The 16134-nt window shown below is 59.3% G+C and carries 12 protein-coding genes; 7 read left to right on the top strand and 5 right to left on the bottom strand.

The window, feature by feature from the left end:
• Window positions 1-12 precede the first annotated feature (12 nt).
• A complete protein-coding gene (locus MHX61_RS00985) occupies window positions 13-1305 on the bottom strand; it encodes an Nramp family divalent metal transporter (protein ID WP_239191604.1) in 1293 nt (430 codons plus the stop codon).
• A 93-nt stretch (window positions 1306-1398) separates the two neighbouring features.
• A complete protein-coding gene (locus MHX61_RS00980) occupies window positions 1399-4521 on the bottom strand; it encodes a DEAD/DEAH box helicase (RefSeq protein ID WP_239191602.1) in 3123 nt (1040 codons plus the stop codon).
• 367 nt (window positions 4522-4888) lie between these two features.
• Here MHX61_RS00980 and MHX61_RS00975 point away from each other — a divergent pair, with 367 nt between their 5' ends.
• Window positions 4889-5092, top strand: a complete 204-nt coding sequence (locus tag MHX61_RS00975) for a hypothetical protein (RefSeq protein ID WP_239191599.1) — start codon at window positions 4889-4891, stop codon at window positions 5090-5092.
• Here the strand turns inward: MHX61_RS00975 and MHX61_RS00970 are convergent.
• The gene (locus tag MHX61_RS00970) at window positions 5079-5474 is read right to left on the bottom strand and encodes a (deoxy)nucleoside triphosphate pyrophosphohydrolase (RefSeq protein WP_239191596.1); all 396 of its coding nucleotides are present in this window, start codon (window positions 5472-5474) and stop codon (window positions 5079-5081) included. The genes MHX61_RS00975 and MHX61_RS00970 overlap by 14 nt on opposite strands.
• 133 nt (window positions 5475-5607) lie before the next feature.
• Here MHX61_RS00970 and MHX61_RS00965 point away from each other — a divergent pair, with 133 nt between their 5' ends.
• Complete coding sequence (locus tag MHX61_RS00965) at window positions 5608-6954, top strand: YjiH family protein (RefSeq protein ID WP_239191591.1); 1347 nt, start codon at window positions 5608-5610, stop codon at window positions 6952-6954.
• Window positions 6955-6962: 8 nt separating this feature from the next.
• Here the strand turns inward: MHX61_RS00965 and hutG are convergent, their stop codons facing one another.
• A complete protein-coding gene (hutG, locus tag MHX61_RS00960) occupies window positions 6963-7895 on the bottom strand; it encodes a formimidoylglutamase (protein WP_239191589.1) in 933 nt (310 codons plus the stop codon).
• Between the two features lie 63 nt (window positions 7896-7958).
• Here hutG and MHX61_RS00955 point away from each other — a divergent pair, with 63 nt between their 5' ends.
• The gene (locus MHX61_RS00955; protein ID WP_239191588.1) at window positions 7959-8702 is read left to right on the top strand and encodes an IclR family transcriptional regulator; all 744 of its coding nucleotides are present in this window, start codon (window positions 7959-7961) and stop codon (window positions 8700-8702) included.
• Between the two features lie 77 nt (window positions 8703-8779).
• Window positions 8780-10333 carry a histidine ammonia-lyase gene (hutH, locus tag MHX61_RS00950; RefSeq protein WP_239191586.1) on the top strand — a complete coding sequence of 518 codons (1554 nt, stop codon included), beginning with the start codon at window positions 8780-8782 and terminating at the stop codon, window positions 10331-10333.
• On the opposite strand, the gene MHX61_RS00945 is transcribed toward hutH, so the two are convergent.
• Window positions 10311-11102, bottom strand: coding sequence for an SGNH/GDSL hydrolase family protein (locus MHX61_RS00945; protein WP_239191584.1), 792 nt, complete (start codon window positions 11100-11102; stop codon window positions 10311-10313). The genes hutH and MHX61_RS00945 overlap by 23 nt on opposite strands.
• Window positions 11103-11291: 189 nt before the next feature.
• On the opposite strand from MHX61_RS00945, the gene hutU reads away from it, so the two are divergent.
• Genes hutU through MHX61_RS00930 form a run of 3 tightly spaced genes read left to right on the top strand, consistent with a single transcriptional unit; the run spans window position 11292 to window position 16041 of the window.
• The gene (gene hutU / locus MHX61_RS00940) at window positions 11292-12968 is read left to right on the top strand and encodes a urocanate hydratase (RefSeq protein WP_239191582.1); all 1677 of its coding nucleotides are present in this window, start codon (window positions 11292-11294) and stop codon (window positions 12966-12968) included.
• A complete protein-coding gene (gene hutI / locus MHX61_RS00935; protein WP_239191579.1) occupies window positions 12969-14138 on the top strand; it encodes an imidazolonepropionase in 1170 nt (389 codons plus the stop codon).
• 43 nt (window positions 14139-14181) lie between these two features.
• Window positions 14182-16041 (top strand): DEAD/DEAH box helicase, encoded by a 1860-nt coding sequence (locus MHX61_RS00930; protein WP_239191576.1) that lies wholly within the window; start codon window positions 14182-14184, stop codon window positions 16039-16041.
• The last annotated feature ends 93 nt before the right edge of the window (window positions 16042-16134 follow it).

Here is a 16134-nt window from a genome sequence, read left to right as displayed (position 1 = left end):
ACTAATTCTCGGCTAGAGAATTTCACCCAATTGGGAAACACATAGATAAACGAAGGCAACGGAGATTACCGCCATCAAGGTGTTGACGATCCAACCGTTTCTCCATTGCTTTGGGGTGTGTTTGGTATTCAGCAGGACCAAAAGCGTAAGGCCTAAGAACGGCATAAACAAAGCGCCCAGGACGCCGTAGGCGATGATGAGTCCGGTTGGTCTTCCAAGGAGCAAAAGCAGCATTGGTGGGAAGGTCAGCCAGATGAGGTAAGCGCGGTAGTACTTTCCACCAGTGCTGGTTCGGGGATCGCCTTGCGGAATCTTTTTGAGGTGACCGATGTAGTCAGCAAACATCAGGGATACACCGTTCCAAACGCCAAGGCAGGAAGAGAATGCGGCGGAGAAGAACCCGACGATGAACAACTTAGACATGAACGTTCCGTAGCGGTCCTCGAGAACGTCCGCCATATCAACGAGCCCCTGATCATTATCGGAGACCGCGACGTTGGCGCTGTAAAGGAGTTCAGCGCCCAGCGCGAGTGTAGCCAGAACAAAAATACCGGTAACTGCGTAAGCCACCGCATTGTCCATGCGCATAACCTGCATCCATTTCGGTGTGTACCATTCCTTTTCTCTTAGCCAGTAGCCATAAGCGGCAAGCGTGATTGTGCCGCCCACTCCGCCGGCGATGGACAACACGTAGACGAAGGAGCCATCCGGAATCTGCGGTACCAAACCGCCGATGACCTCGGGAAGGTTCGGGGCCGTAATGGCTGCGATGCCCACCACGGTGACAAACATGATTCCGACCAAGATGGCTGATAGCTTCTCGAAAAGCTGATACCGCCCAAGCCAAGTTAGAGTAAAGCAGGATATTCCGGCAATAATTGCCCACATTTCTAGGCTGGTACCTGGGAAAAGAGCGCTAAGAGCGAGACCAGCGCCGGACATCGATGCGGCACCGTAGACAAGACCCCAAATAACGATATAAGGGGCAAAATACCAGGAAGTCCACCGTCCCAACTCGCGCCAGCCATGGAACATAGTGTTTCCGGTAGCAAGGCTATACCGACCGACGCCTTCGACCAGCACAATTTTCATAATTGTTCCGATAATGACCGCCCACAGGAGTGCGTAGCCATAGCGTTGACCGGCAATCATGGTGGCAACTAGGTCGGCTGCGCCGACGCCTGTTGCTGCCGCAACTAGCCCCGGACCGACCAGGGTCCATTTCACTCTTGTCTGGTCGGTTGATTCTGTGTCGTGCTTGCCCCCTGCAGGCCGGGCGGAATTCGATTCGCTGGTCTGGCTCATAGCACCCTCTCGATTGATTGTGTTTCTAATCACTATAGGGAGAGTGCTGTCTAGTATCAGGAAAACGAGGAATTCAATTCCTCGAGCGGAGATTTAAGCCACCGTTCTTCCCGCAGCATAGAGAGCCTTGGGCATTGACCTCTGGAGCTTCCACTCAAATTGAATTGGCTTTTCTCCATGGTGGGAAACATAATCCACTGCACCGAGGTAGGTATATGCGCTCGCTGTCCCTACTTCGTTTTTCTTGGTAAAGCGCGAGGCAATGAGAATTTTTCCATCTCGCTCCTGATGGCCGATATATCGCCTAGCCGCCTTTGATTTCAAAGTGGTTGTCGATTGAGATTCCCAGTGCAACAGATCGGGTGATATTGGATAGTCTCGGTAATTCGTGGAGGCACTGACTTGCTCGTCCTTTTGAAACGTCACCAAGAAAAGATCAGTGTTGATATCGGGAAAATATTTCACACCTTCGCGTGGCAGGTTTACAAGCTGCTGAAGGCTTCCTGACTCTAAAGCACCAATAAGCTCGGCCAACGAATAATCCGCATGCGTTTCCAAAACTGAACTATCGCTATGCTGTGGAACGATGCGCGAGGAGTCGCTGCTCAGTTGCATAACCTGCTCCAACTCCCAAGCAACTTGTGGATGCTGGCGCAAAATCGTCAGGGCGGCGTCATAGGAACCAGGGTGTGGAGAATTTGAGTTCGCCCAGAATCCGAGTACGAGCATTCGGGTGAAGGCCTGGTCTGATGGCCCCATGTCGGAGTAGCGAAGATTTGAGGAGGAAAGGATACGCAGATAGGCATCGATTCGGTGTGGATCGTTGACGTGAAGGAAGACCCGAATTCGGTTAAGCAAAAACGATTCGGTCTCATCCGTGTTTTGCTGTAGTAGCCCTTCTTCTCGAAGTAGCCGGGTCCATGAATATTTGGATGGCCGGTAGATATCCTCTAATTGCAGGTTCGAATCCTCAAGGAACTCTTTGAGATTCGTGGTTCGAATCTCAGAGAGCAATGCACGCACTTTGCGTAAGGAATTCCGTGAGACCTTCTTGACGTTTCGAAGAACCTGCTCGGTCGTCGTTTGGTCGAACTGGATATGCGAACCCGGTGGGGTGGTGGGGAAGCCCTGCTCAATTTCTTCAGCTAAGCGCTTGCCCCGCTTCCGGGTTAAGGCATGGAACTTTCTCTCAAAATCAAAATCGACGTGCTGCTGTCCAATGAAATCGAGAATGACACAGGAGTCCTTGCCCGGCGAAAGACGAAGACCACGACCCAGTTGTTGTAGAAAGACCACAGGGCTTTGTGTCGGGCGGAGCAAAAGAAGGGTGTTTACAGCAGGAATATCAACACCCTCATTAAATATATCTACAGAGAACAGGACTTTGACGTCGCCAGTCTCCAGATCTTTAATGGCCTGAGCGCGCTCGGTGGCTGTGAGATTGCTTGTTACCGCTCGTGCTGGGATTCCGAATTGCTGGAACTGCTGCGCCATATATTCTGCGTGAGCAATCGTGACGCAAAACCCGATAGCCTTCATATCTGAGAGGTCGAAGATGCGCCGGTTTAGCTCGTTAACAATGAAGCGGGTGCGCTTTTCTCCCGCTTTGATGTAAAACTCGGAGAGCTCTTCGGTGTTGTAGTCCTTTTTTCCTCGGCTCCAAGTCAATGAGGAAAGGTCCGTTCCATCGGCAATCCCGTAGTAATGCATAGGGACTAAGAGCTGTAGACGCAAGGCATCCCACAAACGCAGTTCATGTGCTACGCGATAGTCAAAGTATTTCTGGACGTTTTCGCCATCACCACGTTCTGGTGTTGCCGTTAAACCCAGGAGCTCTTGTGGCTGGAGGTGGTCCAAAAGTGCTTTATAAGTGGGGGCTTGTGCGTGATGAAACTCGTCGATTACTACGGCATCAAAATGCTTGCTATTTAGGTTTTGTAAACGGGAAGCGCTGAGAGATTGCACGCTGGCGAACACATAGTCCCAGCGGCGAGGCTGAGCGCCGTCGACTAGCAGCTCGCCAAAGTCCGCGTCTTTAAGCACTTCCTGGAATGTCCGGCGGGCTTGTTGAAGAATTTCTTTCCGGTGTGCAACGAAAAGCAGCCGAGGGCGTCGCTTCCATTGTTCGCATAGGTTCCGGTAATCCAATGCGGCAACTACTGTCTTTCCTGTTCCTGTAGCAGCAACCAGGAGGTTCCTATGCCGATCTTTTACCTCACGCTCTGAGCGTAGCGCTTCGAGCATTTCTTCTTGGTAGGGGTAAGGAGTTACCTCAAGGCCAGATAACTCCAGTTGGCGAAGTGCTCCGGAGTTTTCGCCACCCTTGGCAACGCGAAGAGACCGCTCGAGTCTCTCCATGTCGCGATTTGGGTCGAAGGTCTTGAAATGACTGTCGTGCCAGTAGCTATCGAAAGTCTTGATGAACTTATCGATTACTTCAGGAGTCGCGGTATTGGACCCGCGGACATTCCACTCCCAACCATCGACGAGAGCAGATCGGGAAAGGTTGGAACTGCCGATAAAGGCAGTATCGAATCCGGACTTTCGGCGGAATAGCCAAGCTTTGGCATGAAGGCGAGTGGATTTGTGCTCATAGCAAATCTTTACTTCGGCCTGATACTTTTCAACCAATCGCTCGAGCGCAGCTGCGTCGGACGCACCGCAGTAGGTAGAAGTGAGTAGCCGGAAAGGGATCTCGTTATCGCGAAGGTACTCGAGTTGTCTATCAAGAACGCTGATGCCGGAGTTCTTGATGAACGCACAGAGCAAATCAACCGAATCAGCAGTTTTAATTTCTCTCTCGATTTCGCTGGTTAAACTAGATTCTCCCTGGGCATTGGTGAATAGTGCACTCTTGGTGAGTGAAACATCCGGAAGCAGAGGAGGCTCTGCCAACCCGGAGTTGTATACGGCGTAGAGGAGTTCTTCGGAATCAATCTCTTCATCTTCACCCAGTAGAAGCGCGATGTTGTTGATTAGGGCAACCCGGTCTTCGGGTGACTTTAAACCGTATAGCCGTCGCTCTAGAAGTGAACCAATGTGTTGTGAAACCGCCGAGGTATAGCGGCCATGAGCTTCTTCATCGGAGCTTCTTCCAATACCGAATCCTGCAGCAGGATGTTGGCTTAACGTTTCGTTCATGCGTTCACGGATTCGGGCCGTAATAGGGGTCTCGTAAACGCCGAAAGGTAGGGAAGAGTCAGGGTTAGCACTCATAATGACCAAATTCTAAAGGCTTCGGAATGCAAATTGGCTGATTCAAGGATTGGCGAAGTAATTTTTCTCCAGGCGGTGTTGCCCTTCAGTGATTTTGAGGCATGGCATTCACTAGAGTTCTTTGATCTCAATTAAGAAGATCAATCCCTGCAGCCTAGACCTATATCCCTGTCGATTGGAGATCGGATTGAGAAGTCCAAAATGGCTACGTGATGAGATTCTTTTGGTCGCCGAAATTGGAATCCGTTTAGGATGGCCGGCTACAGGACCTAAGGAGGAAATATCTCGGGTTTCCAACCTTCTGGCCAGGGGAGTCATGTATGGAGACGAGTTCCAGCCCGGTCCTAAATTTAGGAATGTCAACGGCGTGAGCCGAAAATACTTTGATCTCTACTCGGCTCGCCCCTCCTATGAAGGACAAACGACCAACGGAGGAAAGGCAACGCAGGAAATCGCAGCATTGGCGGAATCCGATCCGCAATTGGTAGTGCGTTTGGCGGAGGATATCCGCCGCATGCTGGCAGAAGGCAAATACGAAAGGAAGAATCTTTCTTTCCTTAGCTGTGACTAGAAGCAATAGCTTCTACTGCCGGGATATCTGCGGGAGCCCACGTCAGGTGCGCGGCCTCTGTGGAGGTAACCCATTTTGTATCGTCGTGATCGGTCAGGCGTAGGTCGCCGTCGACAAGCGTGCAATAGAAAGTGGTTAGCTCAATGGTCGCAAATTCGTACTCATAGGTTGTTGTCGTCACTTTCTGGCCGACCTCGGCGATGAGGTTAAGCTCCTCGCGAATTTCACGAGCTAGGGCTTGCTCAGGGGTTTCACCAGGCTCGATCTTTCCACCCGGAAATTCCCAGTGGCCTTCCAGTGGCTTGCCTGGTTTCTTGCGGCAGGCGAGGAACCGCTCGCCGTCGTGGAAGACGGCGCCAACGACGCGAATGGGGTTAGACATGACTCCATTGTGCCTTGGATCTCGGAAACATCTAGACAGTGAACTGTTACTTAGATAACATATCCCCAATGTTCGCGTAAGGCTGTCACGCGGGCTTGATTTTTGTATGCAAGCTTGAGGAGACGGTTTTACTGTGACTTCTACCGAATCTGTCTACACCTCGCACCAGAGCCATGACGGGGAAATCCCGCAGCCTGGGGGACGGTGGAAACTCTTTTTATATAGCGCCATCGGCGCGTTCGTATTCTTCCTGCCGGTGACGTACCAGGATAAGCGCTCCATTCCTTTGGACCACATGGTCACCATGGTGCGCGAAGGGATTCCAGCGGCGGTGCCGTGGATTATCTTTGCCCTTGCCGTCTATGGCACGGTGCGCAGCTTTACCACCGGGGCGTTTAAGGAAAGCGCGCTGCAGGCGGTCTTTGCGGTGCTCAACATTGTGGGCGCGGTGGTCTCCTTCCTCATGGTCATCGATGCGCTGCCGTGGGTGCTGGGCGATGAAGACCTAGTGCCGTTCCTGTGGAACTCCATCGCGATTCCGGTAGGCCTCATCGTGCCTATCGGTGGTGCGTTCCTGGCGTTTCTCATTGGCTTTGGCCTGCTGGAATTTGTTGGCGTGCTCATGCAGCCCATCATGCGGCCGCTGTGGAAGACGCCGGGGCGCTCCGCCATTGACGCGGTGGCCTCGTTCGTGGGCTCGTACTCGCTGGGCATTTTGGTGACGGACCGCGTCTACCAAAAGGGTGGCTATACCGGGCGCGAGGCGGCCATTATTGCCACCGGCTTTTCGACGGTCTCTGCGGCCTTCATGGTCATTGTGGCCAAGCAGCTTGACCTGATGAAAATCTGGGGCACCTACTTTATTGTCACGCTCATCGTGACCTTTGTGGTGACGGCCATTACCGTGCGCATTCCGCCGCTGCGCACCATTCCGGATGAGTACTGTGCAGAAGCACACCCAGACCCGGAAAAGCCGGTGGAGGGCTCGCGCATCAAGAACGCGTGGCGCGAAGCAATGCTGGCACTGCAGCGCGCGCCGTCCTTGTGGGAGTCCATCTGGGAGAACCTGCGCGATGGCGTGCGCATGGCGGCGGCCATCGTGCCTTCCATCATGTCGGTGGGCCTTATCGGCCTACTGCTCGCGCGCTTTACACCCATCTTCGAGTGGATTGGCTACCTGTTTTACCCATTCGCGTGGGTAGTGCAGCTGCCGGAACCGGTCCAAGCCGGCAAGGGCGCGGCCATGGGTATTGCGGAGATGTTCCTGCCCGCCACCGCAGTGGCAGACAGCGACAGCATGGTGCTCAAGTTCGTCATCGGCGTGGTGGCAGTCTCCGCCATCATCTTCTTCTCCGCGCTAGTGCCGTGCATCTTGGCTACCAAGATTCCGGTGAAGCTCACCCACCTGGTCATCATCTGGTTTGAGCGCGTGGCGCTGACCATCCTCATCGCCACGCCGATTGCCCACCTGCTGTTTTGAGGTAGGAGCTAGGCCCCGAGGTGGGCCGTGACGATGTCATCGATTAACCGCGCCGCTGCTTTGGCGGTGCGGTTATCTATGTCAAAGGTGGGGTTGAGCTCGACGACGTCCACCAGGGCCAGCTTGCCCGTTCGCGCAATAGCCACGGCCATGGCGCGGATGCGCTCGTAGCTGACGCCTAGCGACGCCGGGGCGGATACGCCCGGCGCGGTGGATGCTGGCAGGACGTCGAGGTCGATGGATAGGTGGACCTTGTCCTTGCCCTCGGTGGCTCGGGCGGCAAGCTCGCCGCATTCGGCCGGGGAGAGGTTGACCAGCTCTTCGTCTAGGGTGATGGCCACACCGAGGGACTCGGCTTCGTCGAAAAGCACCGCGGTGTTATTGGGGCGGGAGATGCCCAGCACGGTGTAGTCGAAGTCATCGGTGAGCTCCGAAATCTGCTTGAACGGGGTGCCGGAGGTGGCGTGGTCCGCGCGGCGCAGATCGAAGTGGGCGTCCAGGTTGATGATTTTGGTGGCGCCTACCGCGCGGTAGAGGCCGCGGTGGGAGCCGAAGGCGGTCTCGTGACCGCCGCCCAGAATGATGGGGAGGGTGCCGGCTTCGACGAGCTCTTGCACCTTATCGGAGAGCGCATCGTGGGCGCCGTCGAGGTCGTCGGCTTGGGTGGTGATCGTGCCGGCGTCGGCAAGCGCATGCGCATGGTGCACCGACAAGGAACCCAGTGCGGAACGCAGCGCGGCCGGGCCTGCGGCTGCACCCTGGCGGCCGCCATTGCGCAGCACGCCCTCATCGGAGGCAAAGCCCAGGAGGGTTATCGGGGCGGGGGAGTCGGTGGACTGATTGATAACGCTATGCCAACGGGCATGCTCTGGGCCAGGGCCATCAGAGCGGCCGGACCATTCGGGGGCGGGGGTGAAAAGTTCAGCTTTTTCGGTGTTCATGGTTACCGAGGGTAGGCAAGAACGCGGGATATGGCAGGAAAATTCTGCCTACAATCACTAAGTGTGAGTACAAATCGAGTTCCAGCGGCCCGTCACGCGTTAGAGATTCTTAAGTTGTTATCGACGATTGACGTACCAATTTCTGCTGCCAGGATACAAGGTGAACTGGGACTGCCACGGTCATCTACCTATCACTTGCTAGCGGAGATGGTCGATGCCGGTTTTGTGGCGCACTTGCCGGAACATAAGACTTATGGCCTGGGCCTTGCGGCCTATTCCATGGCTTCGGCCTATGTAACTCAACAGCCTTTGGTGCGAATGGCTACTCGGGACTTGGAAAGGTGCGCGGATCTGGTGGGTGGATCGGGGCACTTGTCTCGTATGGCTGGATCGGAAATCTTGTACCTGCAGGAGGTCCGTGCTGCAGGGGCAATCTCTTTGGTGACCGAGGTTGGAGTGCGATTGCAAGCGCATAAGACGGCGTCCGGGCGCGTAATGCTGGCGCATCTTCCTGACGCAGAGGTGCGAGCCGCTTTTGATACCGCGGGTGGCAGTGGCTTTTCTGCTTTGAAGGAGCGCTTGCGGTTGGTGGCCGCGCGGGGTTGGGACCAAGAGGTGGAGGAAATTACTCGCGGCCAGGCTTCTGTAGCGGTCCCTATTCTGGACCATCTGGACCGCCCTGCGGCGGCGGTGGCGGTGACGTATCCGGTAAGGACGCCAGATGCAAAGGTGGATGGCGCCATTCGGGCATTGCAGGAGGTGTCAGACAAGGTCGCGGGGAAAATGTACCGCAATCGAAGAAAGTGATGTAGCATACATCTATCGCGTTGGGTTGTCGCGCGACACATTTTTGATTATCAATCCCTACTCCAAGGAGTTTTGCCATGCCTAACGCCTACCCATCCACCGTGACCGTCAACATCGGTGCGCTGAGCATCGAGGACGTCGTTGCCGTTGCCCGCTATGGAGCGAAGGTGGAGATTGCGCCCGAGGCTCTCGAAGAGGTAGCCGCAACCCGCGAGCGCGTGGAAGAACTGGCACAGGATCCGACCCCGGTCTATGGCATTTCCACCGGCTTTGGTGCACTTGCCCGCCGCCACATTCCGGAGGAGATGCGCGCCCAGCTGCAGCTTTCCCTGGTGCGCTCGCATGCTGCGGGAACTGGCCCGGAGGTGGAAGAAGAGGTCATCCGCGCGCTTATGCTCCTGCGCCTGTCCACCTTGTGTACCGGTCGGACCGGCGTGCGCCCCGTGGTGGTAGAAACCTATGCCAAGGCGCTGAACGCTGGCATCGTTCCGGTGGTGCGCGAGTATGGCTCGCTGGGCTGCTCTGGCGACTTGGCGCCGCTGGCACATTGCGCGCTGGCCCTGCTGGGTGAGGGCGAGGTGCGCGTCAACGGCGAGCTTAAGGACGCGGGCGACGCCTTGGCCGCGGCCGGAATCGAGCCGCTGCAGCTGCGGGAAAAGGAGGGGCTCGCGCTTATTAACGGCACCGACGGCATGCTCGGCCAGCTCTGCCTGGCCATTACTGACCTGCGCGCGGCCGCAAAGACCGCCGATATTGCCACCGCCATGACCGTGGAAGGGTTGCTCGGCACTCTCGTGGTCTTCGCCGATGACCTGCAGCAGCTGCGCCCGCACCCGGGCCAGGCCGATGCCGCGGCGAATATCCTCCAGGTGGCCGAAGGCTCGGAGATCCTGGAGGCCGCGCTCGAGGAGTTCAAGAAGAACCAGGTGCAGGATGCCTACTCCGTGCGCTGCGCCCCGCAGGTTGCCGGCGGGTTCCGCGATACCCTGGCCCACACCGCCCAGGTGGCCGAGCGCGAGCTCGTCGCCGCCGTGGACAACCCGGTGGTGGCCAAGGACGGCCGCGTGGTCTCCAATGGCAATTTCCACGGTGCGCCGGTGGCCTATGCGCTCGATTTCCTCGCCATCGTCACCGCGGACTTGGCGTCCATTTCCGAGCGCCGCACCGACCGCTTCTTGGACCCGGCGCGCAACCGCGGGTTGAATGCTTTCCTTGCTGATGGCCCCGGTGTCGACTCCGGTCACATGATCGCGCAGTACGCGCAGGCTGGCATCGTCAGTGAGATGAAGCGCCTGGCCAACCCCTCCTCGGCCGATTCCATTCCGTCTTCGGCCATGCAGGAAGACCACGTGTCCATGGGCTGGTCCGCCGCCCGCAAGCTGCGCAAGGCCGTTGATGGGCTGCAGCGCGTGCTCGCCGTAGAGATCCTCACCGCCGCCCGCGCCATCGACATACGCGAGGGTACCCCGGCCAAGGGAACCGGCGCGGTGATTGAGAAGCTGCGCGAGACTGTGGAGGGCCCGGGCGTGGACCGCTACCTGTCCCCGGAAATCGAGGAAACTGTACGTCTAGTCAAGGAGGGCGCTCTTATCGACGCCGTCGAGGACGCTACCGGCCAGCTGCGCGGCTAAGGGCTTGGGCCATCGCCACCTGTCCCGCGTGGGTGGGGTGCATGGGGAAGGAATCGGTCTCCTCGCCCGTAAAATCCACCCACGGCGAGGGGGAGCAGGCGGTGTGGTCTAGGGCGGCGTCGGCAAGCACGTAAGTAGCCCCATTGCGCTCGGCGGCCTCGCGCACCGCCTGGTTGATGCGCTCGATGGAGCGAGCCACCCATTCCCGGTCAGTGGCCGGGATTTTTTCTATGTAGGGGCAGGTCTCCCCGCGCTTTATGAGGGGAAGGTAGCCGGTAGCGAGGATTTTCGCGTTAGGGGAGCGACGGTGAATCTCCTCGTAGACCTTGTCGAGCCGGCGCGGCAGATCGCGGATTTCCAGGTCAATCTGCGCGCCGGATTCCGCCTGGCAGATATCGTCCGTGGCGCACTGGGTAAGGCGCACGAAGCTGGCGTCATTGCCGCCGATGGATAGGCTCACCAGGTCGGTGTCCTCGCGTAGGGCGTCCACCTGGGCGGGGTGCTCGCCGGCGGAGGAAAGCACGTCGAGGGTACTGGCGCCCTGGCAGGCCACATTGGTGAGCTTTGCGCCCATCTCCTTGGCCGCGAGCTCGGGGTAGGAATCCTGTGCGCGCACGCAGGTATTGGGCGGATCCAGTGGCAGCGTGGTCGAGCCCATGGCCGCATAGGAATCTCCCAGCGCCACATAGTGGGGCGGCTGCGGTTCCTCGGCGGGGGTGGAACAAGCGGCGAGGAGGGCCACGGAAAGGAGGGGGATGAACCGACGCATGCAGGCCATCGTAGATCATCCCGTGGGTGTCTCATATACTAGACAGTTCGGGTTTGTGTGGCATGGTACACAGAGCTAGGTCACAGTACCTTGTGACATGTGACGCTGAACAAGTCCTCGGGGACAGCCCCGGGACACCGGCCTAGGGGGCTTGGGAGGGCGTCAGAAAAGCACGACGAAAGGAAGCCCATGTCTCAACCACGCGAAGTACGCGCGCCGCGCGGAACCGAACTGTCCGCCAAGTCCTGGCAGACCGAAGCGCCCCTGCGCATGCTCATGAATAACCTCGATCCCGAGGTTGCCGAGCGCCCCGAGGACCTCGTGGTCTATGGCGGCACCGGCCGCGCAGCACGCAGCTGGGAAGCCTTCGACGCCATCGTTGAATCCCTCAAGGATCTCGAGTCCGATGAGACCTTGCTGGTGCAGTCCGGCAAGCCGGTGGGCATCTGGAAGACCAACGAGTGGGCACCGCGCGTGCTCATCGCTAACTCCAACCTCGTGGGAGACTGGGCTAACTGGGAGCACTTCCGCAAGCTCGAGGACGAGGGCCTCATGATGTACGGCCAGATGACGGCCGGCTCCTGGATCTACATCGCCACCCAGGGCATCCTGCAGGGCACCTTCGAGACCTTCGCGGCCGTGGCCAAGAAGCGCTTCGGCGGCAGCCTAGCCGGCACCTTCACCCTGACCGGTGGCTGCGGCGGCATGGGCGGCGCACAGCCGCTGTCCGTCACCCTCAACGGCGGCGCCTGCCTCATCGTGGACGTGGATGAGACCCGCCTGAAGCGTCGTCAGCACAAGCGCTACCTGGATGAGGTTGTCACCGACCTCGACGAGGCCCTCAAGCTGGTCCTAGACGCCAAGGAGAACAAGAAGCCCCTGTCCGTCGGCCTCGTGGGCAACGCCGCCGAGGTCTTCCCAGAGGTTTTGCGCCGCCAGCGCGCCGGGGAATTTACCGTAGACATCGTCACGGACCAGACCTCCGCACATGACCCTCTGTCCTACCTGCCTTCTGAAATCACTATGGAAGACTGGCACAACGAGGCCAAGGCGGATCCGACCACCTTTACCAAGAAGGCTCGCGAGTCCATGGCTGCCCAGGTCCAGGCTATGGTCGAGTTCCAGGATGAGGGTGCCGAGGTCTTTGACTACGGCAACTCCATCCGCGATGAGGCCCGCAAGGCCGGCTACCAGCGTGCCTTCGAGTTCCCGGGCTTCGTTCCGGCCTATATCCGCCCGCTCTTCTGCGAGGGCCTGGGCCCCTTCCGCTGGGCCGCGCTTTCCGGCGACCCGGAGGACATCAAGGTCACCGACCAAGCACTCAAGGAGCTCTTCCCGGACAACGAGCACCTGCACAACTGGCTCGACGCCGCCGAGGAGTACGTCGAGTTCGAGGGCCTGCCGGCACGCATTTGCTGGCTGGGCTACAACGAGCGCCACAAGGCTGGTCTGCTCTTTAATGACCTGGTCCGCGAGGGCAAGATCAAGGCGCCGATCGTCATCGGCCGTGACCACCTGGATTCTGGCTCCGTGGCATCCCCATACCGCGAAACCGAGGCCATGCTCGATGGCACCGATGCCGTGGCCGACTGGCCGCTGCTCAATGCCATGACTGCCGTATCTTCCGGCGCTACCTGGGTTTCCCTCCACCACGGCGGAGGCGTGGGCATGGGCCGCTCCATCCACGCAGGCCAGGTCACCGTTGCAGACGGCACCGAACTCGCCGCGGCCAAGTTGCGCGCGGTGCTCACCAATGATCCGGGCATGGGCGTTATCCGCCACGTCGATTCCGGCTACACTCGCGCGCAGGAGGTCGCCGACGAGCGCGGCGTCCGCATTCCGATGGAATTCAAGGCAAGGGACTAGATGAGCACACTTTTTACCGGCATTTCAGAACTCCGTACGGTCAGCGAAGGTGGCACGCTTAACGACGCCGCCATTATCGCCCAATCCGGCACCATCGCCTGGGTCGGCCCAGCCTCCGAGGCACCGGCCGCCGACGAGAAGGTGGACTTAGGCGGCCGCGCCGTCCTGCCCGGCTGGGTAGATTCGCACACCCACATGGTCTTCGATGGTGACCGTTCCGCTGAATTCGAGGCCCGCATCTCCGGCGGTTCCTATGAGGCAGGCGGCATCGCCGTGACCATGGACGCCACCCGCCAGGCCGGCACCGACCGCCTGGACAAGCTGGTGGCGGACCGCGTGGCCGCCGGCCGCCGCGGTGGCACCACCACCTTCGAAACCAAGACGGGCTACGGCCTCAATACCGAGTCCGAGGTGGAGGCCGCCAAGGTAGCCTCCCGCCACGTCGATGACGTGACCTTCTTAGGTGCGCACCTGGTCCCGCCGGGAGCGGACGCGGAGGAGTACCTCGACGAGGTCGTTGGCCCCATGCTCGAAGGCGTTGCTCCCTACGTGCAGTGGATCGACGTCTTCTGTGAGCGCGGCGCCTTCAACGAGGAACAATCCCGCCGCGTGCTGGAGGCCGGTAAGAAGTTGGGCCTTGGCCTGCGCGTGCACGGCAACCAGCTGGGCGTGGGTCCAGGCGTTGCCCTCGCCGTCGAACTGGGCGCCGCCTCGGTAGACCACGTCAATCACCTAACCGACGAGGACGTCGAGCTGCTAGCCAATTCCGATACCGTGGCCACCATGCTGCCGGCGTGCGACCTGTCCACCCGCGAGCCGCTCGCCCCGGGCCGCACGCTTCTCGACGCCGGAGCTACCCTCGCCATCGCCTCCAACCTCAACCCCGGCACGTCCTATACCTCTTCGATGAATTACTGCGTGACCACCGCGGTCCTGCAGCAGCACCTCTCCGTCGATGAGGCCATCCACGCCGCCACCACCGGCGGAGCGACCGCCCTGCGCCGCCACAACGTTGGCAACGGCCACGACCCGCAGGGCCGCCCCGCCAAGGGCACCATCGTGGAGGGTGCCGCCGCGGACCTGCACGTGCTCGACGCCCCCAGCGCCGTGCACTTGGCTTACCGCCCAGGCATGCCACTGAGCTACCGCACTTTCGTCGCGGGCGCTTAGGATATGGAGTTTGGGGCGGCAATCGCGTAGGGTTGGTGAAGCAATGAGCATTACCGATAACGCCACCGGCGGCGTCAACGAGCCGGAAGATTTTAATAAGTCGGAATCTCAGGACAACTCGCAAGGTGTCACCAAGGACACCAGGGCTGCGAATACTTCTGAGGACACCGGCGCTGAGTCCCAAGATTCAGCCAACGACAACTCCCAGGGGTTCGCGCATCTTGGCCTGCCAGAGAAAATTCTGGAGGCCGTTGCGAAAGTTGGCTTCACCAAGCCGTCCCCCATTCAGGAAGAAACCATCCCGATCTTGATGGAAGGCCGCGACGTTGTCGGCCTTGCCCAGACCGGTACCGGCAAGACCGCAGCCTTTGCGCTGCCGGTTCTGTCACAGATTGACACCAAGGCCCGCCACCCGCAGGCCCTCGTGCTCGCGCCAACCCGCGAGCTGGCCCTGCAGGTGGCGGACTCCTTCCAATCCTTCGCCGAGTCCCTCAAGGGTGTCGAGGTGCTGCCTATCTACGGTGGCCAAGCCTATGGCATTCAGCTATCCGGTCTGCGCCGCGGTGCGCAGGTCATCGTGGGCACCCCGGGTCGCGTCATCGACCACCTGGAGAAGGGCTCGCTGGACCTGTCCCAGTTGCAGTTCCTCGTCCTCGATGAGGCCGATGAGATGCTGAACATGGGCTTCCAAGAAGACGTCGAGCGCATCCTGGAGGACACCCCGGACCGCAAGCAGGTGGCGCTTTTCTCGGCCACCATGCCGAACGCTATCCGGCGCCTTTCTAAGCAGTACCTCGACAACCCCGCCGAGGTCACGGTGAAGTCCGAGCGCCGCACCAATGACAACATCACGCAGCGCTTCCTCCTCATTCCGCACCGCGCAAAGATGGATGCCTTCACCCGCATCCTTGAGGTCATCAATTACGACGCCATCATCGTCTTCTGCCGCACCAAGCACGAGACTGAAGAGGTGGTCGAGACCCTGCGTGACCGCGGTTTCAGCGCCGCCGCCATCAACGGCGATATTGCGCAGGCGCAGCGTGAGCGCACCGTCGATCAGCTCAAGGATGGCCGCCTAGACATCCTCGTGGCTACCGACGTCGCCGCCCGTGGCCTCGACGTTGAGCGCATCACGCACGTGGTGAACTTCGATATCCCGAACGATACCGAGTCTTACGTGCACCGCATCGGCCGCACCGGCCGCGCTGGACGCTCCGGCGAAGCCATCCTGTTCGTCACCCCGCGCGAGCGCCGCATGCTGCGCTCCATCGAGCGCGTGACCAACGCCCGCTTGGAAGAGATGGAACTGCCGTCCGTCGATGAGGTCAATGAAAAGCGCAAGGAAAAGTTCGCGGAGTCCATTACCAACTCCATGGATAATAAGCAGGCGGATTTCTTCCGCACCTTGGTGCGCAAGTACTCCGAGGACAATAACGCGGCCATGGATGACATCGCCGCAGCCCTCGCCGTCATGCTGCAGGGCGGCAAGAACTTCCTGATGGAAGACAAGCCGCTTCCCAAGCCGAAGCGCGACCGCGATCGCCGCGATGATCGCAAGCGCGATTTCAAGGGCGGCGGCAAGGGTCGCGGCCCCAAGCGGCCGGACGGAGACTTTGAGACGTACCGATTGGACGTCGGCAAGCGGCAAAATGTGCGCCCGGGAGCCATCGTGGGCGCTATTGCCAACGAGGGTGGCCTGTCTGCTAAGGACTTCGGCCGCATCACCATCGCGGTGGGCCATACCCTGGTTGACCTGCCAAAGAACCTTGACCCGGCAGTGCTGGATCGCCTGAAGGATACCCGCATTTCCGGCCAGCTGATCAAGATTCAGAAGGACACCGGCCGCCCGCCACGCCGTGACCACGGCGGTGGACGCAAGCGCGGTGGACGCTGGCGCGACTAGCATTTTCGACTGAATGGGCCTCTTCGGAGGCCCATTTTTTCGTGCCTTTTGACCTGCGGTTTTCCTATAAACGGGGGTAGTGTGTCGGAGGGG

Origin of the sequence: Corynebacterium sp. ACRPF, from assembly GCF_022347395.1 — a bacterium.
Taxonomy (GTDB): domain Bacteria; phylum Actinomycetota; class Actinomycetes; order Mycobacteriales; family Mycobacteriaceae; genus Corynebacterium; species Corynebacterium tuberculostearicum_D.
Note: the sequence above shows the minus strand (reverse complement) of the source record. Positions and strands in the feature narration are given on the sequence as shown.